The sequence below is a fragment of the Haladaptatus sp. R4 genome (genome assembly GCF_001625445.1).
GTDB lineage: Archaea > Halobacteriota > Halobacteria > Halobacteriales > Haladaptataceae > Haladaptatus.
On the sequence record NZ_LWHG01000028.1, the window covers coordinates 328581 to 351955 of the forward strand.

The window sequence follows — 23375 nt, forward strand, 5'->3', positions numbered from 1 at the left end:
GTAGGCGGCGGTGAAGAAAAGTGCTCTTACATTCCGGGCGGCGGCCCGTCGCCCATATCGTCGTCGGAGATGTCCATGTTGAGGCCCATCTCCTCGCGTTCTCGTTCGAGTTGCCGAATCTGGTAGCGGTAGTAGGCCAGACCGGCGAGTCCGACGAGCAACGCCAGCGCGACGATTCCGGCGAATATCCACTTGTCCCGGACCAGGTAGTATCGCACCGAGATGCTGTCGGATTTCACGGGTTGGGACCAGACGATATGCTCGCGTCCGTCCTGCATGCTCGTCTCGTAGCTACCGGGGCGCACGTCGCTCAGCAGGAACGTATCGACGCGCATGCCGCGCGGGATGGTCACTTCGTACGTTCGGTCTTCGAGGTAGGTCGGGACGTAGAACGTCTTCCCCTGTCTCGATACCGTGTACGCGAGTTTTCCGGGGCCCTTGGGCGGTCGGATGATGGTCGAGGATTTGGTCTTGTGCACCGAAATCTGATCGGCACCGACGACGGTCCCGTTCGGATACTGAAACTGCACGCCCGAAATCTCGACGGGGGCTTCCTCGCCGAAGGATTCCTCCTGATGGATTTCGAGCGTGTCCTTCTTGTCGAGGTTGTAGACCGCTTGATACTGCCCGCTCGTGACGTTGTAGGTCACGTCCTCCGATGTTTTCCAGTCGTACGTCGCGCTCTTGTTGAGTTGCTGCTGGCTGATGTCCCCTGGGCCGAACACGGAGGAACACCCGGCGCTGGCCGCGAGGAGGGCGAGCAGGGCGAACGCGAGAACGAACCGTTTTCTCATGGAATTACACAGCGGATTTCGGCCGGGATGTAGCCGCCGATGCTGGCGAGCAGTCCCGGCGGGTCGGTGTTTTCCGTACAGATAATGCTCTGTTCCAACACGCCGAGTCGTTCGACGGTGACGATGTCGTGGGCGTGGCCCGCACGGTTGACCGTCGCTCGAACTTCGCCGCGTGTCGCGCTGTTGACGTTCACCCGTCCGGTGCCACGCGACCAGTCGAACAGGCGGTCACGCTCGGCGTCTGAGAGGCGTGACGTGCCGTCCTCCGCGTAGACGAATCCCATCGGCATGTGCTGAACGAGGCCGAACCGTTCGATCACCTGCTCGGGTTTGCCGGGACCGAGTCCGAGTTCGGACGCCGGAATCCGAACGTCCTGTCCGGCGTCGAGGACGAACCCGTCGTCGTCCCACGATTCGAGCGTGCCGACGTACGTTTCGCCGTCGCGCAGGTTGGGCGTGATTTCGCCCCACTCCTCGCCGAGGATGTTCCGGGCGACGACTTCGTCCTCGCCCTCCACGGTAACCGAGACGAAATCGTCGTGCCTGACGCCGATGTCGAACTCCACGTCGAGGTCGCCGAGTGCGTTTCCGACCAGCGATTCGAGACCGTCCAGCGCGCGGTGCTTTGCGTCGCCGGTAACGTACACTTTTGTTGCGAGAACGACCATTATGCACCGAGTGTTTCGACGTTGAGTACGTCTTCGAGGTTGTGGATTCGCTCCTCCATCGAGTCGACGAGCATCGAGTTCTCCATGGATTCGAGCGGCGACCCACATTCGGGACATTCGAAACCGAAGTCCATCGCCTCGCCGAATTCGAAGCGAAGCGAGCAGATTTCACAGAGATAGAACTCGTGGGTGCGCTCGTACTCCTGGCGCTGTTTCAGCGCGTCGAGCAGGCGGTACATCTCCTCTTCGAGGTTCTCCGGGATCTTGTCGTACTCGAACGTCCAGAGGTAGGTGAGCCATCCCGAATCCTCGTCGCGGAGGCGTCGGTAGGTCGCCAAGTCGTTCTCGTAGAGGATGAACAGCGCACGTCGAACGTCGTTGAGTTCGAGGTCGAGTTCCTCCGCGAGTTCCTCGTCGGTCACCTCACCGTCCGGCGGCGCGGCCGCGACGGGCATTCCTTTCGGTCCGACCAGTTCGTGAAGATATTTCTGAATCACCGGGTCGCTCAGTAAGTCCTCGAAAGCCATTGATACGTTATACCGGGTTGTTCATCTGTTTAAAACCATCGGGAGAGGGTTGCGGGGTTGCGTTGACATCATCATCTCGACAGCCGAAATCGGGACCCGAATGTTCGTCCGCTCGAACGTAATTCACAGATCGAAAGATATGTGTCCCTATTGTTGCGACGAATTGAAACCCGCGTACGGTATCGATTTTACATCGGTAGAGAACGTTCAACATCGACCAAAACCACAAGAAACTTAACCTATCAGTGTTCTGAGTGGGACGATGCAAGTCGGGATAGACCCTCAACAACTCGGACTCCAACTGGGAAGCGGTGCCGTCATCGGCGGCGTCATCGGGTTCGCCGCGAAGAAAGTCGCGAAGCTCGTCGCGGTCATCATCGGCCTCGAACTCGCCCTGTTCAAATTCCTCGAATCGCGCGGTATACTCTCGGTTGACTGGAACAAACTCTCCGCAGGAGTAGTGAAAACCGGTCAGGCCGCCGGAAGTAGTCAGCCTCCCTCGTGGGTGACGACCCTCCTCTCGACGCTCTCGGTTAGCGCCGGGTTCGTCGGCGGGTTCATGGTCGGGTTCCGCAAAGGGTAATCCCTACCACTCCTGACTGTCGCCGCGCCTGTATCGCTCCCGCAATCGATAGCCGGTTACGTCGCCCGACTCCGACAGCGCGATAGCGTACTGTCCGAGGATGTCCTGGGTGTCCGGAACTGCGCTCCGTTCTACCATTTCGACGACGACCTGCCAGCCGTCGTCGTCCTCGGTTATCTCGATGATGCCGTCGAGCGGATGCCCGACCAAATCGTTGGCGACGTCCTCTACCGTCTTCCGGACGGCCATCACGTCGAACTCGCCGTCCCCGCTTTCGTCCGATTCGTCGCTCTCCGAGCTATCCTCCGCTTCCTCCTCGTCCGGGGAATTATCGCTCACGTCTTCGTCCTCGTCTCCGTTTTCGGACCCGGCTTCTTCCTCGTTTTGGCCGTCTATCGTCTCGTCGTCCGAATCGTGTTGATAACAAAAACCGTCGTCCTGTGCCGGACGGGTGCACCGCTCGCCGTCGTCGGTGAGCGCCCGACATTGGTCTGCTTCGGACATCGTTCGTCACACTGTGCTTACGACGAACTGGCCTCGGGGGACGCGACTTCGACCTGTTCGAAGTCCACCTCGTCCTCCGAGGATGCTCGTTCTAACTTCGCCATCTCCTTTGCGTAGTGGAGGAACGTGTCGACCGATGCGACGACGACACGCGCCTCGACGGTCAGTACTTCGATACCGACCACGGAGATACGCGCCCACACGTCGATAACGACGCCTTTGTCGAGAATGCGGTCGAGAACGTCCGCGAGACTCGAAGAGTTCGGGTTTGCTTCTACCATAGTTGATCACGGGAACCGAATCCCTACGGTGGAAACTCCAGGCGAACGCTATTTTAGGATTCGGGCCGAGCCTGCAAGTTACTTTTAAGCAGGTTCGTTTCTGCTACCGATTTCGGTTACGAAGCCGTACGCACTCGTTACGGGCGCATGAGTTATGCAACTCGATGACGACACGTTTGGGGAGGGAACGATGACCGAACGAACGAGCGACTCCGAAAGTGGCGAGTTCGACGACGTGCTCACTCGACTGTCCGAAGCCGTCGGCAATGATGGTTCGTCGGAGCGCACCGAAGCGAACGAGTCCGACGAGATCGGAGAGATCAGTGAAATCGTCGAAAGCGACGACGAAATCGGCCTGTACGAAGCGCGGGACGTTGGTCGTGCCATCGCGAGCGACCTCATCGGGTCGCCGCTCGACGGTATCATCGAAGTGGGGGAGCGAGATGACGACGGTTGGCGAGTCGTTGCGGAGGTGGTCGAACGAAACTCGATTCCGGACACCCAAGACGTTCTCGGACGGTACGTCATCAGTCTCGGACCGAGCGGCACCGTCCAGGGGTACGGGCGGGCGGGACGGTATCGTCGCGGCGATACCGGCACGCAGACGGAAATCTTCGAAGCCGAGGAACGCTAACGCCGACGCCGAATGGGGGACATCATGACTGAAGAAAACACGGTACGAAAGCTAGTCGAAGGGGACATGGGGAAGGAACTGAACGCGGAACGAGTCGTGAACGCACTCACCGAGATGGAGGGCGAGGACGGCCGAGCTATCGGTCGGGACCTCGGACGGGTCGTCGGCTGTGGGCTGGGGATGCTCGTCGGGCGAAGGGTCGGGGCGTCGCTCGGTGACCGCCTCGAACATCGACTGGAGGCCCCGGAGGCGTCCGAGGAGGAATCGGAAGCGGAGCCCACACGGGAACAACTCGTCCTCCAGCGAGTCCAAGAGGTTCTGGAGGTGAGCAAGGAGGAAGCCCAAGAGATACTCGCCACCGCGAGCAGCCTCGGCATGGAGAGTGCGGACGGTGAAGGCGAGTCCACGGAAGACGAGAGACAGGCGGAAACGGCCGACGATGAGGCCGAAGCCGACGAGGCCGATAGATCCGAGGAAGACGAATCGAAGGAGAGCCAGTCGAAAGACGAATCGGGTGAGCAAGAAGTGACGGACGACTCCGGCGACGAAAACGAAGCCGAAGACGACTCCGATGAAGAAGCTGAGCCGTCGGTCGAACTCGACCAACTCTCGAACGACGACCTTCAGATGTTGGCGAACGACCTGATGGACGAACTCGACCGTCGGAAGGCCGCCCAGTGAGCCATCGACGTTCGTTATCTCCAGCAGTCGGCGAGCGGGTGGAAAATGCACGAGACGCCACAATGCGGTGCGTGCTTGCATTCTCCGCCACACGACTTATTAAGGCACGTCTCGTCGGTTTCCAGTCGTAGGAGCACCGTCTCCATGAAACGATGAGTTCGAACCGATACGTCTACGGGGTCGTCGAGAAAAACGATTTCGAGTTCGACACTGACGCTGTCGCCGGTGGTGACCGAGTGTACACGGTAACGTACCGGACGCTCTCGGCCGTCGTCTCGGACATCGACACGACCGAACCCGAACGAACCGACGAGGATAGCAAACGCCACGACGAGGTACTCCGCGAGGTACTCGAACGCGACGACGTGGACGCAGTCGTGCCGATGCAGTTCGGCATGGCGTTCAAGGATAACCGCACGCTGAAGTCCGTCCTCCGTGGTGCACGGAGAGCGTTCACGAAGGCGCTCAACGAGGTCGATGGGCACGTCGAACTCGGCGTCAAAATCGTGGTCGGGGAGGATGACGAGGTGGACCGCGAGGCGATCCGGGAGGACGTCGGCGAACGACTGTCCGACATCGCCGAGAGCGAGACCGAGGACGACCTGTTCAGCGACAGGCTCGCCCTCAACCGCTCGTATCTCGTGCCGACCGACGACCGCGAGGCGTTCGCCGAAGAAGTCGGCGAGCTACGCGAGGAGTACGACGAGTTGACCGTCCAGTACACGGGGCCGTGGGCACCGTACAACTTCGTAGACATCCACATCGGAGCACAGGGATGATCGTCGTCGACGACCTGTTGTTCAGACCGTTGGTGTCGATGGTGGACGTTCTCCACTCGCTGGCGGTCGACGAGATGTACGACATCGCGGGCATACAGGACGAACTCAAGGAGACGCACATGCTGTACGATCTGGGCGAGTTGTCCGACGAGGAGTACGCGCAACGAAAAGCCGACCTCGAAGCGCGACTCGACGCTGCGGAAACGGCCCACGAACGGCTGCGAAACGGGAAAGTCGAGGTGAAACGATAATGGGAATCATCGAACGGTTGGTCAGATTGGCGAACGAACTCTCGGACGACGAGAAACGAACGTACGCTGGCGAACACGGTAGCTCGGGGGGACGAATCAACTACGGGATTTCGTTCGACTCCGTCACGTCGGGTCAGCCCCGAAAGCAGCGGAGTCAGCCCCGGACACAACCGCAGCAACGATATCTAACGAACACGCGGGAGGAGGACGGCGAACTCGTCGTCACCATGGACGTCCCCGGCGTTCCGAAGGACGACCTCGGGGTCACGTTCGACGGCGAGACGAACGTGATCGAGATCCGGGACGACGAGCAGCCGATCAAGCGATTCGGCATCGAATGGGACGATGCGGAGATCAGGAACGCATCGTACAACAACTACATCCTCGAACTGCGGATCGGACGGGAGTCACCCGATGGCTAACGACGAAATCGAACCGTTCCTCGACGAGGTGCAGTCGGGACTCGACGGACTCGTCTCGGCGCTCGGGTCGTCGGACTCGTTCGATTCGGTTGCGACGGAAGCCGAGAACCTCTGGAACGTGTTGGACGAGGGCGAGGACGTGCTGGACGAACTCGACCTGACCGACCTTCCGGACGTACTCGAACTGTCCGAACTTCCGGACGTGATCGAGTTGGAGGACACGGACGACGCCATCGACGAAGGTGACGCCGGGGAGGTCATCGACGTTCGGAGCCTCATCAGCGCCATCAAGTTCCGGGAGCTATGGTCGTCCACGGACGTTCGAAGCCTGTGGGAGGAGAGCGACGAGTTCACCGACGCCCTCGAAGAAATCGGCGTCGGAAACGACGAGTCGGACGACGACATGATCGAAATGGACGACGACCTCGAAGACGAGATGCAGTCCGAACTGTACGAGTCGAAACTCCAGTCGCAGCTCCAGGAGAGCGTGGACGAGTTCCGCGACGGCCTCATCGACACCCGGAACGACCTGAAGGAGGCCAAGGAGGAAAACGAGTCGAGGGGGACCACCGGACAGCCGTCGTCCGGCAATCCGTCGGCGTACTCCACGATGGCCGCATCCGGATCCACCGAGGCCAGCGTCGCGCGCTATTCGACGGTTCCGAAGAGCGGTTGGCACTCGTCCGGGTCGAAGAACAAGCGAATCTACGGCCGTCGATTCGAGGAGGAAGAGGATGGGTGAGACCGGACCCACCCGGAGCCAGTCCGACCTCGCCGAGATGCTGGAACTGCTGCTCGACAAGGGCGTCGTCATCAACGCCGATATCGTGGTCACGGTCGGCGAGACGGAACTGCTCGGCGTGAAACTCCGGGCCGCCATCGCGTCGTTCGAGACGGCGGCACAGTACGGTCTCGAATTTCCGGAAGGAACCGACATGAAGCGCGTCGAGGAGGCCGCAGGCGTCGAGGAACTGCCCGAATCCGAAACCGTGACGGTCGGCGTCTCCCCCGACGGGGAAGAGGACGACGAAGCGGCGGCCAGTGACGAGGAAGGGGACGACGAAGCGGAAGCCAGTGACGAGGACGACGAAGCGGACGGGGAGGAAGAAAAAGCGGAGGCGAAAGCCGAAGCGGAGGCGGAGCATGACGGCGATTGAAGTGGACGGCGACGACGCCGGGAAGGGACTCGTCGCGCTCGTCATCACGGTGGTCGAACTGCTCGTCGAGGCGATGGAGCGCGAGGCGGTTCGACGGATGGAGTACGACGACCTCACGCCCGAGGAAATCGAGCGGCTCGGGACGCAGTTGGCGGCCATCGAGGACGAGTTGGAGCGACTGAAGGAGTCCGAGGGGATCGAGGAGGGCGTCGATACCCTCCGCGACGATCTGGACGACCTGATTTCGGACGCGCTGATAGACCTCGCGGACCGCGAACCCGGCATGGAGGAGTACGGTGGCTGATTCCGAGTTCGAGGAGGGGCGATACCTCTACTGCGTCGTGGATGCGGGAACGGACGAAGACGCGACCGGTTTTTCGGAGGCGGGTATCGACGGCGGTTCCGTCTCGGTGATCGTTCACGACGGACTGGGTGCGGTCGTCCAGTCCTGTGATTCGCCGTTCGATTCGGACGACCTCGGGCGGGTTCGGGAGTGGTTGCTCACCCATCAGTCCGTGGTGGACGCCGCCGGTGAACGGTTCGGAACCCCGCTTCCGTTCCGCTTCGATACGATTCTCAAGGGCGACGACGACGCGGTGATGGAGTGGCTGTCCGACCAGTCCGAGACCCTCGAAACCCATCTCGACGACTTCGCGGGACACTGGGAGTACCGCGTCGGCGTCGCGTGGGACGAGGACCGCGTGCAGGACGAACTCGAAGCCGACGACGAAAAGCTGGCCGAACTGCGTGGGAAGGTCGATGAGGCGGGCGAGGGGACCGCGTTCCTGCTCGAAAAGCAGTACGATAATCGGCTTCGTGACCTCCGACGGGCGCGGCAGAAGGAACTGACCGCGCGGCTTAGCGACGGACTCGACCCCCTCGTGCGCGAGTTCGAGGTGTTGGATTCGAACCGCGGGGTTCTCGACTCGGACGACTCGAACACGCCGGACGAAGTCGTCCAGGTCGCGTTCGTGGCCCACGAGGACCGCGAGGAGGAAATCGGCGAGCTATTGGACGAGGTGGCGGCGGACCCGGGTATCGAGATCAGGTTCACCGGGCCGTGGCCGCCGTACTCGTTCGCACCGGAGTTGGACGCATGAAACTCCCACTGGTGGTGAACAAATGAAACCGACGAAAGACGACCACGCCGTCGTGGACTTGCTCGACGTGATCCTACGGGACGGCGTCATTCTACAAGCGGACGTGGTCATCACAGTAGCGGACATCCCGCTCGTCGGCCTGAGCCTTCGGGCGGCCCTCGCGGGCATGTCCACGATGACTGATTACGGCTATTTCGAGGAATGGGATGCCGTCCAACGGGAACTCGCACGTGCGCCGGACGACCATCCATTGCTTCCCGACGACGGGTGAGACATCTATTGCTTCCCGACGACGGGTGACGCCCCCGAAATCGTGGAAGCGGATAAGGCCCTTGAACTCGCAACCAGCGACGGTTCCCGGCGAACCGACGAGTTACGAACGCGATGACAACGCAAATCACCGACGACGACGAGGGGAAGAAAGTCGTGGACAACTCCGGCGACCAAGTCGGTATCGTCTCCGACGTACAGCACGGTACCGCGCACGTGGACCCCGACCCCGGCATCACCGACAAGGTGAAGTCGAAACTCGGGTGGGGCGACCGGGACGAAGACACCTATCCGCTCCAGGAAGAGATGGTTTCGTCGGTCACCGACGACGAAATCCGACTCCAAGCGTAGACGAATTCCGTTCGGACATCCTCGTTCATTTTCGTTCGTCTTTTTCGTCCGACCGCGCTTCGTCCGGGGGATTCGACCCGATGGAGAGCGACGAGGTCGGCGTCACGCGTCGGCCGTGGACCAAGTCACCGAAGACGATGTCGGCGAACTGCACGACGAGCACCAGCACCAGCGGCCCCAGAAAGATGCCGTACCAGCCGAACAGAACGCCGCCCAGAATGTAGGCGAACATCACGAGTCCCGTGTGCGTCGTCCGGCCGGAGATGTACGGTCGGACGACCGTCTGTGGGAGAAGGTCGAGCAGCACCAGCGAGACGAGGAAGAACGCGAGCGGAAACCAGAGCAGTTTGGAATCGACTTCGAACGCCTCCCATCCGAAGTACAGCGTGAGCGGGACGTACACCAGTTTCCCGACGACGATGGGGACGAACGTGGCGAGGCCGGTCAACAGGGCGAAGACGGTCGGCAGGGGAAATGCGACCCCGTCGGGGGAAATCGCGGCGAACCAGTTGTACAGAAGCGTCGCCGCGACGCCGACGAGGAGGACGGTGAGGACGTTCCCGAAGTACACGATTGCGAGGTCGCTATCGACCGCCGAAACGTACGCCACGACGGCGCTGTCCTCGCCCATCTCGCCGCGGAACCAATCCGCCAGTCGGTTCCCGTCCCGGAGCGCGAAGAAGGCGAAGGAGACGGAGAGAAACAGGGTGAGCAGGCCACGGGAAACGATGCCGAGCGATTCGATGGCGGTCGTGAAATCGCTCCACAGGCTCCGGAAATCGGACGTGAGCAGTCGTTGTGGATGGGCGAGGAGATCGGGAACGGACGTCGCCCCGGGGAACAGGTGGGAGTAATACGTCCCGATGGCGGCCCCGGTGTACGCGCTGAGTTCGCGCACGCCGACGGCGACGGTGTAACCGACGAGCGCCAGCGCCGGAAGCGAGAGCAAGAAGATGGTCCCCGCGGCCGCGAGCGTCTTCGATTCGACGTGTCTCGTCACCCGTCGATAGATCGGGCGTGATCCGTAGTAGATGAACAACCCGAGGACGAGCGTGCCGACGAACGCGTAGGCGACGAAGGCGAGCGCGGCCGCCAGCGCGATGGCGAGTGCCCACCACCCGACGCGCGAACGCTCTTCGGAGAACTCCATCGTCACCCACACACGACGGCCGTACAGAAGGGTCTGTCTGCCGCGAGAAGGGTCTGTCTTCCGAGGGTACCGTGTCAGAACGAGTCGTTCGGTCGATTATCGCGTCTGGAGGTCGTCCTCGTCCTTGATGATTTGCGTCTCGGCCTCGCCGCTCGTGTTCTCGTTCACGAGGTCGTAAAACTCGTTCTGCATCCCCGCGGGGAAGGTCATCACGCCGACCCACGAGCCGTCGTTCTGCCACTCCTCGCGCTCCAGTTCGCCGAACTGTCGAATTCGGGCCTGTGCGCTCCCGGCGTAGTTGGCGGGTACCTGCACCGCGATGGTCACCTCGTCGAACCGGATCGGGATGACCGGGCGCAGCGCGTCGAGTGCGTCGTCGACCTGCTGGTCAGCGGGCTCCATCGGGTCCACCGAGAATCCGGCCTGCTCCAGCGCGCTCTCGATGCGGTCCGGCGGGTGCGGTGCGTTGTCCATCTGCGGGTTGACCGCGTTGCGCGCGATTTGGGTGACCAACTGCTTGTGCTTCTGTTCCTGCATCTCCTTTCGCTGTTCGGCCGTGATCTGGATCTCCCCGCGCTCGATGACTTCGGGGATGATTTCGAGCGGGTCCGTCGTCTCGAAGACCGTCTCCAAATCCTCTTCGGCCGGTCGATCCCCTCGGCTCGCGTTCTCGAACACGTCCTCGGCGGCGATGATGTCCTCGATGTCCCCATCGAACTCGCCGCGTTTCATCGCCAGCGCCGCGTCCGGATCCACGAGGACTTCGAAGCGCGCACCGTGCGATTCGAGACGCGCCGTCACCGCCTCTTCGAGTGATATCATACCCGAAGGTAAACGCGCCCACCTAAAAGATGTTTCCCGCAAAAAACGTCGAAATTACTCTTCCGGCTCTTCGTCGTCCTCGGTTTCGAGGAGGTCGAGTTCGTCGAGGTAGCCCTCGACTTCGTCGTCGTCGAGCATACGGAACTGCTCGGTCTCGACGTCGACGGTGGCGAGGCCGACACCCGTCGGCGAAAGTGCGTCGTCGTTGACGGTGCCGAGGCCGCTCAGGGCGAGGTCGATACCGCTGTCCAGATCCATTCCTTCGCTGTAGTTCGATTCGAGGTAGTCCTGAATCTCGCCGCGGTCGGAACCGACGGCGAGCGCCTTCCATTCGTACGGCGTTCCGGACGGGTCGGTCTCGTAGAGACGCGGTTCGCCGTTCTCGATGCCGCCGATGATGAGCGCGACGCCGAACGGTCGTGCGCCGCCGACCTGCGTGTACTGCTGGATGTGGTCGGTGACTTCCTTCGTCAGCGTCTCGACGCCGATTGGCTCGCCGTAGCGCAGGCGGTTGACCTGCGACTGACGGCGGGCGAAGTCGATGAGTTGTCGGGCGTCGGCGACGTGGCCCGCGCTGGCGATACCGATGTGGTCGTCGGACTTGTGGAGTTTTTCGACGCTCGTCTGCTCCATGAGCGGCGACCGGGTGTGTTTGTCTACTGCGAGGACGACGCCACCTTCGGTCCGGACACCGATGCTGGCGCTTCCTCGTTTGACGGCCTCTCGTGCGTATTCGACTTGGTAGAGACGGCCGTCCGGGGAGAAGATCGTAATCCCTCGGTCGTACGCCTGCTGTTGGGCTTGTCCCTGCATAGTATCACTCGAAATCGAGTTCCGTCGCGCCTACGAACGAGTCGTCGACCTGAATGTCGAAGACGCCGTCCCGAACGACAGCGGGTCGTTGCTCGTCCGCGAACACGACGCTTCTCTCGCCCGAAAGTTCCCTGCGGCGACCTAAATACTTTTCTTCACAACCTCGGACCGTCCCGCTTATACCACGGACGAACACGCCGACGGAATCGCCCTGTATCTCTTCGATACAGGCCAACACCGCCCGCGCCTCGTCGGTGTGTCCGCGCCGAGCGCGCACCAGCGCTTCACCCTCGCCGTCCTCGAACTCGAAACTGTAGACGGTCAGGTCGGCGTCGGCGCTCCCGGCGTCCCCGAGGAAGTTCTGGGCGGCGAACCAGATGCTCCGCTGGAACGAACGACGGTCGATGTCCGCGTCGGGCCACCCTTCGAGGCCGACCGCGAGATAGCGCCAATGCGGCCTGATGTGCTTCGGGAGATGTTTCATTCGGGCTTCTGCTGTGGGTTGGGGATGGACGAATTTGAATGATTTGAATGGGGACGTTCTCGTGTCGAAAGTCGGTTCGTATCGCTCAGTTCTTTCAGTCGGATGGCGCAACAAGCGGCTCGGCTACTGTCGTCTCGGAAAATGGAACTTCCCTCGAAAAGTCGATCACACGGACCGGAACCTACGATCACGAAAAAACCTGACCCGCTCGAAATTTGCAGCTATTCCGTCAGGCCGTAGCCGCGGCGGAACAGGAACACGTCGATTGCCACCACGATGATCGTGAGCCCCGTCAGGACGCCCAGCGAGAGGTTGGGGTCGAGTTCGGACGCGCCGAGGAAGCCGTAGCGGACGCCGTCCACCATGTACACCATCGGGTTGAGCATGGTGAGCGTCCGGAGGAGTTCCGACTTGAGGCTGTCCAGCGTGTAGAACACGCCGCCGAAGAAGACGAGCGGGCGGACGATGAACTGGTTCATCATCGTCAGGTTGTCCCAGTCGTCGGCCCAGAGGCCGCCAACGACGCCGAAGCTCGAAAACAGCAGCGTGATGACGACCGCGAAGGCGAGCAGGTAGAACGGTCTGGCGACCCCGACGGACGTGAAGAACGCGCCGAGGACGGCGATGAGCGCGCCGACGAGCAACCCGCGCGTCGCCCCGGAGACGATGTAGGAGGCGACCATCCGCGAGTAGGACATCGGCGAGGTGAGCGTCTCCTCGATGTAGCGATTCCATCTCCCGTGGAAGATGGAGAAACAGGAGTTCTCGAAGGCGTTCGAGATGGCTCCCAGCACGACCAGTCCCGGGAGGATGAAGACGATGTACGGGACGGCGTGGCCGTCGAACTGCATCTTCCCGACGCGGCTACCGAGAATGACCCCGAACACGGAGAAGTACAGCACGTTCGTGACGAACGGCGGGACGAACGTGTTCCGCGGCCGCCGCAGGAACCGCAGGATTTCGCGGCGCGTCAGCGTGATGAACCCGGTCAGTCCCTCGTTCGCGTTGCTCACGCGTCGTCACCTCCGGCGATGGCGGCGAGTTCGGAATCGTCGCGGTCGAAGTCGTCCGTCTTCCCGTCTCCATCGCCCGCCCCTCCGTTTCCATCGCTGGTGCTCTCGTTCGCCCGCGTCATCTCCACGAACACCTCTTCGAGCGAGGTGCGCGAGATGTCGAAGTGGATGATCTCGAACCCTTTCCGGTCGAGTTCGCGCACGAGTTCGGGAGCGAGCAGTCCGGCCTCCGGAGCGGTAATGACGAGTTCGTCGCCCGATAGCTCCACCTCCTCGATCTTGCCCCGACCGGCGGAGAGCTGCGGCGCGGATTCGGGCGGGTTGCGGAGCGAAATCGTGATCTTGTCCGGGCCGCGACCCATCAGTTCCTCCGGGCTCGCCACCTCGACGATACGGCCCGAGTCGAGGATGGCGACCTCGTCACAGAGGCGTTCGGCCTCCTCGATGTAGTGGGTCGTGAGCAGAATCGTGGTCCCGGCTTCGTTGAGTTCGGTGATGAGGTCCCACAGGTCGTGGCGCAACTGCACGTCCACCCCGGCCGTCGGTTCGTCGAGAATGAGAAGATCCGGTTCCGTGATGAGTGCTCGCGCGAGGACGAACCGCCGCTTCATCCCGCCCGAGAGCCAGTCGAAGCGCGTGTCGCGCTTGTCGTAAATTCCCACGCGCCGAAGCACTTCGTCGGCGCGTTCGCCCGCTTCCTTCCGCGAAATTCCGTGGTAGCCCGCCTTGTGCTCCAGTACCTCCCGGATCGGGAAGAAGCGGTCCACGTTGAACTCCTGAGGCGCGAGGCCGATTCGGTCGCGCGCCTCGCGGTAGTCGTCCTCCACGTCCGCGCCGAACACCTCCGCCGAGCCGCCCGAGTTCTTCACCAGTCCGACGAGGATGTTGATGAACGTCGTCTTTCCCGCCCCGTTCGGCCCGAGCAGGCCGAAAAACGAGCCCTTCGGAACGTCGAGGTCGATTCCCTTGAGCGCTCGTACCTCCCCGTATTCTTTCTCCAAATCACGTATGCGTATCGCAGAATCCATCGGACGACCCGTAACAGTCGGGCACGGTTAAGGGTGCTGAACCCGGTCAAAGGTTCCCAAACACGTCGTCCGCGGCGTCGAGATATGCGGCGAGGTTCCCCTCGTCGTGGGCGAACGAGAGGTGATGGCGCTTGTACGGGTTCGGCGTGAAGAAGTGACCCCGGTTCCGCATGCCCGCGGCGAACTCGTGGAACCGCTCCTCGTCCAGTCCGAGGATGTCCTCGTAGTTTTCGGGGTCGCCCGTCACGCCGAACTGGACGCTGAAGATGCTCCGGTGACCGACGACCCTGCCGTCGATTCCGTGATCCGCCAGCAGATCGCGGAGTCCGGCCCTGTACTCGTCGCCGAGGTCCGAGACGTGGCCCTGGACGTCCTCCGCCACGATGGTGTCGATGGTCTCGCTCGCCGCGGCGAGTCCGGGGAGGTTGCCCGAGTACGTCCCGCTGATGACGACGCCGGATTTGTTGTCGCCGCCCGCCTGCGAGAGCAGGTCCTCGCGGCCGCCGACCGCGGCGACCGGATAGCCGTTCCCGAGCGCTTTGGCCACGCACGTCAGGTCGGGCGTGACGCCGAACTCGCCCTGTGCACCGTTGGGCGAGTGACGGAACCCGGTGATGACCTCGTCGAAGATGAGCGGCACGTCCGCATCCGCGGTGACGTCCCGGACCGTTTCGAGGAACTCCTGCCGGGGGAGGAGACACCCGACCGAGTGCGGCACGGGTTCGAGGATGACGGCCGCGAGGTCGTCGCCGTGTTCGCGGAGTATCTCCTCGACGGCCTCGCCGTCGTTGAACGGGGCGACGAGCGTGTTTTCCACGGCGGCCGGGAGCATTCCCGCTGATTCGGGGTGTCCCTCGCCGAGTCCGTCCTCCGGCGGGTAGACGCTCACGTCCACGTAGTCGTGCCACCCGTGATAGCAGCCCTCGAATTTCAGGATCTTGTCGTTCCCCGTGTACGCCCTGGCGAGACGAATCGCGTGGTAGGTCGCCTCGCTTCCGCTGTTACAGAAGTTCACCTGCTCGACGCTCGGCAGGAGGTCGACCAGTCGCTCGGCCACTTCGACTTCGAGCGGGGCCGTTCCGGTTCCGTACAGCACGCCGTCGTCGATGGCGTTCCGCGCCGCCTCGTCCACCGCCTCGTGGCCGTGTCCGAGAATGATGGGACCGAATCCGAGATGATAATCGGTGTACTCGTCGCCGTCGACCGTGGTGAGCGTCGCGCCTTTCGACCGTTCGAAGGCGACTTCTCCGGTGTCGTACGCTTGCGCCCGAAGTCCGGTCTGTGCGCCGCCCGGAATCACCTCGCGGGCGCGCTCGACGATTCGTTCGCTTTCAGTCGTCTCGTTCGTCGTTTCGGAGTTCATAAAATATGTGTCGTGTCTGTCGCGTTGGTCGAGTCAGTGTCGTGTCTGTCGCGTTAGTAGCGTCAATCGTCGGTTTTCGCCGCCGTTGGGACGTCTCCCATTCCGGCGTCACCGTCGGTCCAGACACCGGTGCTGAAGTCGATAGCGTCGTTCCACTTGGCGACGAGCGTCGTCACCGCGAGGTCGCCGGTGACGTTGTTCATCGTCCGCAGACGGTCGAGGAGCGGATCGACCCCCGCGACATCGCGATGGGTGCCAGCGGCAGACCGACCTGCTGGAACACGACGGTCATCATGATGAGACTCGCGCCCGGAACGCCAGCGGTACCGACGCTGGCGAGCAGTGCCGTCAGGAGGACGCTCAGTTGTTCCGTGAACGTCAGCGATTTCCCGACCACGTTGGCCGCGAAGATGGCGGCGATGCCGAGATACATGGCCGTTCCGTCCATGTTGATGGTCGCGCCGAGCGGCAGCGAGAAACTGTACACGTCGTCCTCGATGCCGAGGTTCTCGTCCGCGTTCGACATCGTCACCGGGAGCGTCCCACTCGAAGAACGAATGCTGAGCGCCGTCATCATGGCGTCCCGACTCCCTTCCACGAAGTCGAACGGGGACTTCCGAACGAGTCCCATGAGGATGATGAGGAAGTACACCACAGACATCTGAACGGCGACGGCGATGGCGAGCGCGGCACAGAGCTTGAACAGCGAGGCGATGGCGTCGATACCGATTTCGCCGAAGAGGGCGGCCATCAGCGCGAACACGCCGATGACACCGTACTCCATCACGCCCCAGACGACCTTGAACATCACCTCGGTACACACCTCGACGCGTCGAAGATGTCCCCGACGCCGCTTTCCAAGGTCGAGCCCGGTTCGGCCTCGTCACGAACGACGGTCAATCCGACGCCGAAGACGAGGGCGAAGAAGATGATGCCGAGCATCTGCCCCTCGGCCATCGCGTTGATCGGGTTCTCCGGAACGATGTTGAGGAGAACGTCCATGAGCGGCGGTGCCTGTCCGGGATCGACGTGTGCGTTTTGCGGGAGATGGATGCCGACGCCGGGGTTGATGAGGTTGGCCACGCCGAGACCGACGGCGATGGCGATCATCGTCGTCAGCAGATACAGTGCGACCACCTCGCCCCCGATCTTCCCGAGGTTTGTCGGCGAGAGGTGCCGCGCCGCCATCACGAGGGTGAAGACGACGATTGGGACGATGACCATCTTCAACAGTCGGACGAAGAGGTCGCCGAGCGGTTGAAGATTCGTCGCCGGTTCCCCGACCACGAGGCCGACGATGGACCCGAGGACGAACGCCGCAGCGATACGATAGATGATGGGGACGGAGCGATAGCTTCCCCATGCCCGTTGTACAGTTCCTGCCATACGTCCCGGACATGACTCAAAAATACCGTAAAAAGTCTTTGGCCTCCGAAAGATATGTTCGGAAGATAGTAATATTCTAAAATGAATTGGATATGTTATGGAATTCTGCAATCAATAAAAAGTATCGTCTCGGCGCGTCCCGTCTCCGACCCCGCTCGAAGGGGAGTTACTCCCGTTTCACGCCGGGGTTCGTCACGGCACCGTTCGCCGCCGAACCGAACGCGGAGCCGTATTTCGCCAGCACCCCGGAGGTGTACTGCGGCTTTTTGGGTTCCCAATCGTCCAATCGCCCGTCGAGTTCGTCGTCCGAAAGGTCCACTGAGAGTTCGCGGTTGGGGATGTCGACGGTGATTTCGTCGCCGTCCTCCACGACCGCGATTGGACCGCCAGCGCGCGCCTCCGGAGCGACGTGACCGACCATCGGGCCGCGGGTCGCACCAGAAAAGCGGCCGTCCGTCAGGAGCGCCACGTCGTCCTCGTGCCCCTGTCCGACGACGGCCGCCGTCACGCCGAGCATTTCGCGCATGCCGGGACCGCCGCGCGGACCTTCGTTCCTGATGACGATGACATCTCCCGATTCGATGCCACCTTCCTGCACGTACTCCATCGCGTCCTCCTCGTTCTCGAAGACGCGGGCCGGGCCGGTGTGGTGGAACTTGTCCTCCCCCGTCACCTTCAGCACAGAGCCGTCGGGCGAGAGATTCCCTTTGAGGATTTTGATGGCTCCCTCCTCGTGGAACGGGTCGTCCACCGGACTGAGGAAGTCGACGTCCGCCTCCCCGGAGACCCCCAGATGGTCGAGTTCCCCCTCGATGGTGCGGCCCGTCACGGTCATCGTGTCCCCGTGAATCAGGTCGGCGTCGAGCAGGCGGCGAAGGATGACGGGGATACCACCGATGTCGTGGAGGTCCTTCATCACCCGCGTGCCGCCGGGTTGGAGGTTGGCGATTTTGGGCGTCCGACGCGAAATCTCGTCGAAGTCGTCGATGTCGAGTTCGATACCGGCCTCCGCCGCGAGTGCGAGCAGGTGGAGGACAGCGTTGGTCGACCCACCCATCGCCACCTGCACCGCGATGGCGTTCTCGAAGGACTCTCGGGTGAGGATGTCGGAGGGCTTGCGGTCGTTCTTCACCGCGTCCAGCGCGATTTCCCCGGCCTGTTCGGCGACCGTGTACCGCTCCGGTGATTCGGCCGGTGGGCTGGCGGAACCGAGCGGGGCGAAGCCGAGGACCTCGCTCATGGTCGCCATCGTGTTCGCGGTGAACATCCCGCCGCAAGACCCCGCGCCGGGACAGGCGTCGTGTTCGAGTTCGACCAATTCCTCCTCGGTCATGTCGCCGTGGGAGACCGCACCGACGCCCTCGAAGACGTTCTGGACGGTGACTTCCCGCCCCTCGTGTTCGCCGGGCATGATGGAACCGCCGTACAGAAACACGCTCGGAAGGTCGGTTCGGATGGCCGCCAGCATCATGCCGGGGAGGTTCTTGTCACAACCCGCGACCGTGACGAGGGCGTCCATCCGCTCGCCGAAGGCGACGAGTTCCACGCTGTCGGCGATGACCTCGCGCGAGATGAGGCTGGCCTTCATCCCCTCGGTCCCCATCGAAATCGCGTCCGAGACGGTGATGGTGCCGAACTCGATCGGCATGCCGCCCGCCGCGTTCACGCCGTCGATGGCCGACCCCGCGACGTCGTTCAGGTGAACGTTACAGGGCGTCACGTCGGCCGCCGGGTTCGCCACGCCGACCATCGGCGAGGAGAGGTCCTCGTCGTCGAACCCCATCGCACGAAACATCGCCCGGTGCGGGGCGCGTTCCGGCCCTTCGGTGACTTCTCGGCTTCGTAACGACTCGTCTTTCTCCGTGCTGTTTTCCATGGCTGTGAGTATGGGTAACGAGGTGTGTTAAAGCCTCCCGAATCGACAGACCTTGCTGTCGAATCCGCGAGGGGGATTCGACGGGGTTCACGACCGATGCTGAGCGCGGGAGACCGACGATCCGGTCGGTTTGAGCACGCGCCACGCGGTTGATGGACGGAACAGCGACGTCGGCGGTCGCTCCATCATCATCACACGAAGGAACCGATGACCGCCGATACTGATGACGGATCGTTCACCGTACTTCCGATAGCACCTCGTCCACCACCTCTCGCGCCCGTTCGACGTGTTCGTCCGCTTCCTCGCTCCCGGTTTCATCGACGTGCGAGAGCAGTAAAGCGGCTTGTGAGACGCGCTTTTCCACGACCGGTTCGGGCGCGCCTCTGGCGTCTCCGACGATCGCTTGCGCTTCCCCGAGGTACTGACTCGGGCGTGTGGCGACCGGCAGGGATGCCGTCGCTTCCAGATGATGGTACAGGTCCTCGACAAGTTCGTGACGGTCGGTGATGGTCTGTTTTCGTCGCCGCCGAAAAAGAAGCTACTCCTCGCCGGTCTCGATGGGTGCGCGTACCAAGTTCCCCCACTCGGTCCACGACCCGTCGTAGTTGCGTACGTCGTCGAACCCGAGCAAGTCGTGGAGCGCGAACCACTCGATGGCGGATCGTTCCCCGACGCGGCAGTAGGCGATGACGGATTCCTCGCCGTCCACGTCGTGGTCGGCGTACAACTCGCGCAGTTCGTCGGCGGACTTGAACCGGCCGTCTTCCTCGAACACTTCGGCGACCGGGATATTACTCGCACCGGGGACGTGGCCGCCCCGTTGTGCGGTTTCCTTCTGCCCTTCCGGTGCGAGGATTTCACCGGTGAACTCCTCGGGGGAACGCACGTCCACCAGCGGAAGACCGGAGTCCATCGCCTTCTCCACGTCGTCCCGGTAGGCCCGAATGCTCTCGAACGGTCCTTTGGCGGTGTAGTTCACTGACGGATGGTTCGGCGAGTCCGTGGTCATCGGGTAGTCGTTCTCGACCCAGTAGTCCTTCCCGCCGTTCAACACGCGGGCGTCCTCGTGACCGTAATATTTGAACTCCCAGTAGGCGTACGTGGCGAACCAGTTCGGAATCCAGCCGTCACCGTAGAACACGACGGTCGAGTCCTCGCCGATTCCGTACTCGCCGACCACCTCTTCGAAGTCCTCCTTTTTGAGGATATCCCGTTCGGTTTCGTCCGAGAGGTCCTCGTCCCAATGCATGCCGATAGCCCCGGGGATGTGCCCGTCGTCGTACCGCGACGGGAAGTCGGTATCGGGAATCTCGGGGCTGTTCACCTCCACGAGTCGGTACTCGGGGTCGTCGCTTTCGAACGCCTCGATGTTGTCCTCCACCCAATCCGCCGAAACGAGAACGTCGGTTGCGTACTCTGACATCGAACTCTGGACGACGCCCGTCGGCAAAACTGTCCCGGCCAAGGTCGCACCGAATGGATTGCAGGACGACAGCCAGCAGTACTACTTTCGTCGACGGCGTTGGGGGAGGTATGTCACTGGAGTCGATACGCGAGACGGTCTCGACGCTTCGGGAATCGCGCGAAGCGATTCACGACGGCCGAATCGCCATCGAGGAGGCCAAAGTCGACCTTCACGCCCGCTACGACCGAGCCAAGCGCCGCATCGAGCGAATCGACCGTGCTATCGACGTGCTTCGGCGGGACGGACCGGACGCCGACCTCCGGGAACTGCTCGACACGCTCGACGGTGATGTCGGGATGACGGAAATTCCGATCGGTTCCCGATGATCCGAAACGGGACTCCCTGACGACCGGTACGAACGTGCAGTCGTCTCCGTCCGTTGGCCGGTACGCTCATACTCCATCTATACGTTCAGTGATGTATCACGTGGTTCTACCACGATCACGAACCGGAAAGCGTAGAACGAAGGGAAACAAACGGGGTTTCTCACCGACACCGCGGGAGAATAAGTGTCGAATTTTACATGTCATATTGCCTCTCGGAGTTCACCATCGGAGAAAATTATTTACTTAGATGGAAACTTGAGAGGGTAGTTATGAAAGTGAAGGAAGAGAATAGACAACATAAGCGGCAAATTTATAAACAATACCTCTCATATCCCACGTACAGGAGAGCCAGTTAATGTCCGAGGATACAGCCAAATACGGCAACAGAAAATCTGATTACGAGACGCACGGCGTCGAGAAGCCGACGCTGACCACGAACGGGGGAATCTCCCGATGACGCGTCAGACCGACCGCGATTGGTGGCCGAACCAATTGAACGTGGAACTCCTCGATCAGAACGCTCGGGACGTCAGCCCGATGGACGAGGAATTCGACTACGGCGAGGCGTTCGAGTCGCTCGACTTCGAGGAAGTGAAGTCGGATATCGAGGACGTGATGACGTCGTCTCAAGACTGGTGGCCAGCGGACTACGGCCACTACGGACCGCTGTTCATCCGGATGGCGTGGCACAGCGCAGGGACGTACCGTACCAAGGACGGCCGCGGCGGTGCGTCCGGCGGACGCCAGCGTCTCCCGCCGATCAATAGCTGGCCGGACAACGTGAACCTCGACAAAGCACGTCGGCTGCTTTGGCCGGTAAAGCAGAAGTACGGCCGCGCGCTCTCGTGGGGGGACCTGATCGTCCTGACCGGGAACGTCGCGCTTGAGTCGATGGGATTCGAGACGTTCGGCTTCGCGGGCGGACGGGAGGATTCGTTCGAGCCGGACGAGGCCGTCGACTGGGGACCGGAGAACGAGTGGGAGACGACGTCCCCCGACCGGTTCGACGAGGGAGGCGACTTGGAGAATCCGCTCGGTAACACCGTGATGGGTCTCATCTACGTGAACCCGGAAGGCCCGTACGGCGAGCCGGACACCGAGGGATCGGCGCACAACATCCGAGAGACGTTCGACCACATGGCGATGAACGACGAGGAGACCGTCGCACTCATCGCTGGCGGGCACACGTTCGGGAAGGTCCACGGCGCGGCCGATCCCGAGGAGCACATTGGCCCCGAGCCGGAAGCGGCCCCCATCGACGAACAGGGCCTCGGATGGGAGAACGGCTACGGCGAAGGCGTAGGGACCGACGCGATTACCAGCGGCATCGAAGGGCCGTGGACCAGCGCACCGGTCCAGTGGGACATGGGTTACATCAACAACCTGCTCGACTACGAGTGGGAAGCCCACAAGGGTCCCGGCGGCGCGTGGCAGTGGCGACCGGTCGACGACGAGGCCAAGGAAACCGTCCCGGACGCTCACAACTCCGACGATTCGGTCGACCCGATGATGCTCACGACCGACATCGCGCTCAAAAAGGACCCGGACTACCGCGAGGTCTTGGAGCGCTTCCAAGACGACCCATCCCTGTTCCAGGAATCCTTCGCGAAGGCGTGGTACAAACTCATCCACCGCGACATGGGCCCGCCGACCCGTTTCCTCGGTCCCGAGGTCCCGGACGAGACGATGCTCTGGCAGGACCCCATCCCCGACGCCGACTACGACCTGATCGGCGAGGACGATATCACCGCTCTCAAACAGGAAATCCTCGACTCGGACCTATCCGTCTTCGAACTGGTCAAAACCGCTTGGGCGTCCGCATCGACGTTCCGCCACAGCGACAAGCGCGGCGGCGCGAACGGCGCGCGTATCCGCCTCGAACCGCAGAAGAGCTGGGAGGTCAATGAACCGGAACAGTTGGAGAGCGTGCTGGACACCCTCGAAGGCATCCAAGAGGAGTTCAACGGCTCGCAGTCCGACGGAACGAAGGTGTCGCTCGCCGACCTGATCGTTCTCGGCGGCACGGCGGCCGTCGAACAGGCGGCGGCCGACGCTGGATACGACGTGGATATCCCGTTCGAACCGGGACGGACGGACGCCACGCAGGAGCAGACCGACGTCGAATCCTTCGAAGTCCTCGAACCGGACGCCGACGGATTCCGCAACTACCTCGGCAGCGAGAACGACCGCAAGCTCGAAGAAATCCTGATCGACGAGGCCGAACTGCTGAGCTTGACCGCTCCCGAGATGACGGTCCTCGTCGGCGGCATGCGAACGCTCGGTGCGAACTACGAGGACAGCGACCTCGGCGTCTTCACCGACGAGAAGGAAACGCTGACCAACGACTTCTTCGTGAACCTGCTCGGCATGGACCACGAGTGGGAACCGGTCTCGGACGACGAACAGGTCTTCGAGCTCCGTGACCGCGAGACGGGTGACGTCGAGTGGGAGGCGACCCGCTTCGACCTCATCTTCGGATCGAACTCCCGACTCCGCGCCGTCTCGGAAGTCTACGGTGCCGAGGACGGCGAGGAGAAGTTCGTGCGTGACTTCGCCGACACGTGGAGCAAAGTGATGAAGCTCGACCGCTTCGACCTCGAGTAATCGCGGCGCTATCCAGAACCGACGCATCGACGGACGGTTTTTT

Annotated in this window: 29 protein-coding genes and 1 pseudogene; 14 read left to right on the forward strand and 16 right to left on the reverse strand. The window is 62.2% G+C overall.

What is annotated here, in order from left to right; genetic code table 11:
• Nucleotides 1-26 precede the first annotated feature (26 nt).
• The 3 genes from A4G99_RS16685 to tfe are packed head-to-tail and all read right to left on the reverse strand — an operon-like array spanning nt 27 to nt 1989.
• Nucleotides 27-794 (reverse strand): DUF5803 family protein, encoded by a 768-nt coding sequence (locus A4G99_RS16685; RefSeq protein ID WP_066146086.1) that lies wholly within the window; start codon nt 792-794, stop codon nt 27-29.
• Nucleotides 791-1462, reverse strand: coding sequence for a DUF2110 family protein (locus A4G99_RS16690; protein WP_066146089.1), 672 nt, complete (start codon nt 1460-1462; stop codon nt 791-793). The genes A4G99_RS16685 and A4G99_RS16690 overlap by 4 nt, the downstream gene beginning before the upstream one ends.
• The gene (tfe, locus tag A4G99_RS16695) at nt 1462-1989 is read right to left on the reverse strand and encodes a transcription factor E (RefSeq protein WP_066146092.1); all 528 of its coding nucleotides are present in this window, start codon (nt 1987-1989) and stop codon (nt 1462-1464) included. Before tfe ends, A4G99_RS16690 begins: the two co-directional genes overlap by 1 nt.
• Before the next feature lie 262 nt (nt 1990-2251).
• Here tfe and A4G99_RS16700 point away from each other — a divergent pair, with 262 nt between their 5' ends.
• Nucleotides 2252-2572 carry an FUN14 domain-containing protein gene (locus tag A4G99_RS16700; RefSeq protein WP_066146095.1) on the forward strand — a complete coding sequence of 107 codons (321 nt, stop codon included), beginning with the start codon at nt 2252-2254 and terminating at the stop codon, nt 2570-2572.
• Nucleotides 2573-2575: 3 nt separating this feature from the next.
• Here A4G99_RS16700 and gvpO (A4G99_RS16705) read toward each other — a convergent pair whose 3' ends face one another.
• Together gvpO (A4G99_RS16705) and gvpA are read right to left on the reverse strand one after the other, a co-directional pair.
• Nucleotides 2576-3076, reverse strand: a complete 501-nt coding sequence (gene gvpO, locus A4G99_RS16705) for a gas vesicle protein GvpO, halophile-type (protein ID WP_066146098.1) — start codon at nt 3074-3076, stop codon at nt 2576-2578.
• 17 nt (nt 3077-3093) lie between these two features.
• Entirely contained in the window at nt 3094-3357 is a 264-nt protein-coding gene (gvpA, locus tag A4G99_RS16710; RefSeq protein ID WP_066146101.1) for a gas vesicle protein GvpA, read from the reverse strand.
• 154 nt (nt 3358-3511) lie between these two features.
• Here gvpA and gvpO (A4G99_RS16715) point away from each other — a divergent pair, with 154 nt between their 5' ends.
• The 11 genes from gvpO (A4G99_RS16715) to A4G99_RS16765 all read left to right on the forward strand — a co-directional run bounded on the left by gvpO (A4G99_RS16715) (nt 3512) and on the right by A4G99_RS16765 (nt 9002).
• Complete coding sequence (gvpO, locus tag A4G99_RS16715) at nt 3512-3991, forward strand: gas vesicle protein GvpO (protein ID WP_223301941.1); 480 nt, start codon at nt 3512-3514, stop codon at nt 3989-3991.
• Between the two features lie 24 nt (nt 3992-4015).
• The gene (locus A4G99_RS16720) at nt 4016-4672 is read left to right on the forward strand and encodes a hypothetical protein (RefSeq protein ID WP_223301942.1); all 657 of its coding nucleotides are present in this window, start codon (nt 4016-4018) and stop codon (nt 4670-4672) included.
• Between the two features lie 152 nt (nt 4673-4824).
• Nucleotides 4825-5451 carry a GvpL/GvpF family gas vesicle protein gene (locus A4G99_RS16725; RefSeq protein ID WP_066146106.1) on the forward strand — a complete coding sequence of 209 codons (627 nt, stop codon included), beginning with the start codon at nt 4825-4827 and terminating at the stop codon, nt 5449-5451.
• Nucleotides 5448-5702 carry a gas vesicle protein GvpG gene (gene gvpG / locus A4G99_RS16730; RefSeq protein ID WP_066146109.1) on the forward strand — a complete coding sequence of 85 codons (255 nt, stop codon included), beginning with the start codon at nt 5448-5450 and terminating at the stop codon, nt 5700-5702. The genes A4G99_RS16725 and gvpG overlap by 4 nt, the downstream gene beginning before the upstream one ends.
• Nucleotides 5702-6124, forward strand: coding sequence for a gas vesicle protein GvpH (gene gvpH, locus A4G99_RS16735; protein WP_066146112.1), 423 nt, complete (start codon nt 5702-5704; stop codon nt 6122-6124). The genes gvpG and gvpH overlap by 1 nt, the downstream gene beginning before the upstream one ends.
• Nucleotides 6117-6866: a hypothetical protein gene (locus A4G99_RS16740; protein ID WP_066146115.1), complete on the forward strand. Its 750-nt coding sequence runs from the start codon at nt 6117-6119 to the stop codon at nt 6864-6866. Before gvpH ends, A4G99_RS16740 begins: the two co-directional genes overlap by 8 nt.
• Nucleotides 6859-7281: a gas vesicle protein GvpJ gene (gvpJ, locus tag A4G99_RS16745; protein WP_066146118.1), complete on the forward strand. Its 423-nt coding sequence runs from the start codon at nt 6859-6861 to the stop codon at nt 7279-7281. Before A4G99_RS16740 ends, gvpJ begins: the two co-directional genes overlap by 8 nt.
• A complete protein-coding gene (locus tag A4G99_RS16750) occupies nt 7268-7585 on the forward strand; it encodes a gas vesicle protein K (protein ID WP_066146122.1) in 318 nt (105 codons plus the stop codon). Before gvpJ ends, A4G99_RS16750 begins: the two co-directional genes overlap by 14 nt.
• A complete protein-coding gene (gvpL, locus tag A4G99_RS16755) occupies nt 7578-8381 on the forward strand; it encodes a gas vesicle protein GvpL (RefSeq protein WP_066146125.1) in 804 nt (267 codons plus the stop codon). Before A4G99_RS16750 ends, gvpL begins: the two co-directional genes overlap by 8 nt.
• A 22-nt stretch (nt 8382-8403) precedes the next feature.
• A complete protein-coding gene (gene gvpM, locus A4G99_RS16760; protein ID WP_066146128.1) occupies nt 8404-8652 on the forward strand; it encodes a gas vesicle protein GvpM in 249 nt (82 codons plus the stop codon).
• A gap of 113 nt (nt 8653-8765) precedes the next feature.
• Nucleotides 8766-9002 carry a hypothetical protein gene (locus tag A4G99_RS16765; protein WP_066146131.1) on the forward strand — a complete coding sequence of 79 codons (237 nt, stop codon included), beginning with the start codon at nt 8766-8768 and terminating at the stop codon, nt 9000-9002.
• 25 nt (nt 9003-9027) lie between these two features.
• Here A4G99_RS16765 and A4G99_RS16770 read toward each other — a convergent pair whose 3' ends face one another.
• The 11 genes and pseudogenes from A4G99_RS16770 to A4G99_RS16820 all read right to left on the reverse strand — a co-directional run bounded on the left by A4G99_RS16770 (nt 9028) and on the right by A4G99_RS16820 (nt 20360).
• Nucleotides 9028-10152 (reverse strand): AI-2E family transporter, encoded by a 1125-nt coding sequence (locus tag A4G99_RS16770; RefSeq protein WP_066146134.1) that lies wholly within the window; start codon nt 10150-10152, stop codon nt 9028-9030.
• 96 nt (nt 10153-10248) lie between these two features.
• A complete protein-coding gene (locus A4G99_RS16775; protein WP_066146137.1) occupies nt 10249-10974 on the reverse strand; it encodes a ribosome assembly factor SBDS in 726 nt (241 codons plus the stop codon).
• A 54-nt stretch (nt 10975-11028) separates the two neighbouring features.
• Nucleotides 11029-11787 (reverse strand): archaeal proteasome endopeptidase complex subunit alpha, encoded by a 759-nt coding sequence (gene psmA / locus A4G99_RS16780; RefSeq protein WP_066146140.1) that lies wholly within the window; start codon nt 11785-11787, stop codon nt 11029-11031.
• Nucleotides 11788-11791: 4 nt separating this feature from the next.
• Nucleotides 11792-12271 (reverse strand): Rpp14/Pop5 family protein, encoded by a 480-nt coding sequence (locus tag A4G99_RS16785; RefSeq protein WP_066146143.1) that lies wholly within the window; start codon nt 12269-12271, stop codon nt 11792-11794.
• Nucleotides 12272-12492: 221 nt separating this feature from the next.
• Complete coding sequence (locus A4G99_RS16790) at nt 12493-13284, reverse strand: ABC transporter permease (protein ID WP_066146146.1); 792 nt, start codon at nt 13282-13284, stop codon at nt 12493-12495.
• Complete coding sequence (locus A4G99_RS16795; RefSeq protein WP_066146149.1) at nt 13281-14312, reverse strand: ABC transporter ATP-binding protein; 1032 nt, start codon at nt 14310-14312, stop codon at nt 13281-13283. The genes A4G99_RS16790 and A4G99_RS16795 overlap by 4 nt, the downstream gene beginning before the upstream one ends.
• 46 nt (nt 14313-14358) lie before the next feature.
• Entirely contained in the window at nt 14359-15675 is a 1317-nt protein-coding gene (locus tag A4G99_RS16800) for an aspartate aminotransferase family protein (RefSeq protein ID WP_066146152.1), read from the reverse strand.
• 62 nt (nt 15676-15737) lie between these two features.
• A pseudogene (locus A4G99_RS16805) lies at nt 15738-17061 on the reverse strand (dicarboxylate/amino acid:cation symporter).
• Nucleotides 17062-17227: 166 nt separating this feature from the next.
• Entirely contained in the window at nt 17228-18937 is a 1710-nt protein-coding gene (gene ilvD / locus A4G99_RS16810; protein ID WP_066146155.1) for a dihydroxy-acid dehydratase, read from the reverse strand.
• 235 nt (nt 18938-19172) lie between these two features.
• Nucleotides 19173-19301 (reverse strand): hypothetical protein, encoded by a 129-nt coding sequence (locus A4G99_RS28850; RefSeq protein WP_255359114.1) that lies wholly within the window; start codon nt 19299-19301, stop codon nt 19173-19175.
• Nucleotides 19302-19475: 174 nt separating this feature from the next.
• Nucleotides 19476-20360: a sulfurtransferase gene (locus A4G99_RS16820; protein ID WP_066146710.1), complete on the reverse strand. Its 885-nt coding sequence runs from the start codon at nt 20358-20360 to the stop codon at nt 19476-19478.
• A 110-nt stretch (nt 20361-20470) separates the two neighbouring features.
• Here A4G99_RS16820 and A4G99_RS16825 point away from each other — a divergent pair, with 110 nt between their 5' ends.
• Nucleotides 20471-20728, forward strand: a complete 258-nt coding sequence (locus A4G99_RS16825; RefSeq protein WP_066146160.1) for a hypothetical protein — start codon at nt 20471-20473, stop codon at nt 20726-20728.
• 453 nt (nt 20729-21181) lie between these two features.
• A complete protein-coding gene (gene katG / locus A4G99_RS16830) occupies nt 21182-23332 on the forward strand; it encodes a catalase/peroxidase HPI (protein ID WP_066146162.1) in 2151 nt (716 codons plus the stop codon).
• Nucleotides 23333-23375: the final 43 nt, after the last annotated feature.

Coding starts and splice junctions, on each gene's coding strand:
- A4G99_RS16685 (WP_066146086.1), bottom strand. CDS start 794: ATGAGAAAACGGTTCGTTCTCGCGTTCGCCCTGCTCGCCCTCCTCGCG.
- A4G99_RS16690 (WP_066146089.1), bottom strand. CDS start 1,462: ATGGTCGTTCTCGCAACAAAAGTGTACGTTACCGGCGACGCAAAGCAC.
- tfe (WP_066146092.1), bottom strand. CDS start 1,989: ATGGCTTTCGAGGACTTACTGAGCGACCCGGTGATTCAGAAATATCTT.
- A4G99_RS16700 (WP_066146095.1), top strand. CDS start 2,252: ATGCAAGTCGGGATAGACCCTCAACAACTCGGACTCCAACTGGGAAGC.
- gvpO (WP_066146098.1), bottom strand. CDS start 3,076: ATGTCCGAAGCAGACCAATGTCGGGCGCTCACCGACGACGGCGAGCGG.
- gvpA (WP_066146101.1), bottom strand. CDS start 3,357: ATGGTAGAAGCAAACCCGAACTCTTCGAGTCTCGCGGACGTTCTCGAC.
- gvpO (WP_223301941.1), top strand. CDS start 3,512: ATGCAACTCGATGACGACACGTTTGGGGAGGGAACGATGACCGAACGA.
- A4G99_RS16720 (WP_223301942.1), top strand. CDS start 4,016: ATGACTGAAGAAAACACGGTACGAAAGCTAGTCGAAGGGGACATGGGG.
- A4G99_RS16725 (WP_066146106.1), top strand. CDS start 4,825: ATGAGTTCGAACCGATACGTCTACGGGGTCGTCGAGAAAAACGATTTC.
- gvpG (WP_066146109.1), top strand. CDS start 5,448: ATGATCGTCGTCGACGACCTGTTGTTCAGACCGTTGGTGTCGATGGTG.
- gvpH (WP_066146112.1), top strand. CDS start 5,702: ATGGGAATCATCGAACGGTTGGTCAGATTGGCGAACGAACTCTCGGAC.
- A4G99_RS16740 (WP_066146115.1), top strand. CDS start 6,117: ATGGCTAACGACGAAATCGAACCGTTCCTCGACGAGGTGCAGTCGGGA.
- gvpJ (WP_066146118.1), top strand. CDS start 6,859: ATGGGTGAGACCGGACCCACCCGGAGCCAGTCCGACCTCGCCGAGATG.
- A4G99_RS16750 (WP_066146122.1), top strand. CDS start 7,268: ATGACGGCGATTGAAGTGGACGGCGACGACGCCGGGAAGGGACTCGTC.
- gvpM (WP_066146128.1), top strand. CDS start 8,404: ATGAAACCGACGAAAGACGACCACGCCGTCGTGGACTTGCTCGACGTG.
- A4G99_RS16765 (WP_066146131.1), top strand. CDS start 8,766: ATGACAACGCAAATCACCGACGACGACGAGGGGAAGAAAGTCGTGGAC.
- A4G99_RS16770 (WP_066146134.1), bottom strand. CDS start 10,152: ATGGAGTTCTCCGAAGAGCGTTCGCGCGTCGGGTGGTGGGCACTCGCC.
- A4G99_RS16775 (WP_066146137.1), bottom strand. CDS start 10,974: ATGATATCACTCGAAGAGGCGGTGACGGCGCGTCTCGAATCGCACGGT.
- psmA (WP_066146140.1), bottom strand. CDS start 11,787: ATGCAGGGACAAGCCCAACAGCAGGCGTACGACCGAGGGATTACGATC.
- A4G99_RS16785 (WP_066146143.1), bottom strand. CDS start 12,271: ATGAAACATCTCCCGAAGCACATCAGGCCGCATTGGCGCTATCTCGCG.
- A4G99_RS16795 (WP_066146149.1), bottom strand. CDS start 14,312: ATGGATTCTGCGATACGCATACGTGATTTGGAGAAAGAATACGGGGAG.
- A4G99_RS16800 (WP_066146152.1), bottom strand. CDS start 15,675: ATGAACTCCGAAACGACGAACGAGACGACTGAAAGCGAACGAATCGTC.
- ilvD (WP_066146155.1), bottom strand. CDS start 18,937: ATGGAAAACAGCACGGAGAAAGACGAGTCGTTACGAAGCCGAGAAGTC.
- A4G99_RS16820 (WP_066146710.1), bottom strand. CDS start 20,360: ATGTCAGAGTACGCAACCGACGTTCTCGTTTCGGCGGATTGGGTGGAG.
- A4G99_RS16825 (WP_066146160.1), top strand. CDS start 20,471: ATGTCACTGGAGTCGATACGCGAGACGGTCTCGACGCTTCGGGAATCG.
- katG (WP_066146162.1), top strand. CDS start 21,182: ATGACGCGTCAGACCGACCGCGATTGGTGGCCGAACCAATTGAACGTG.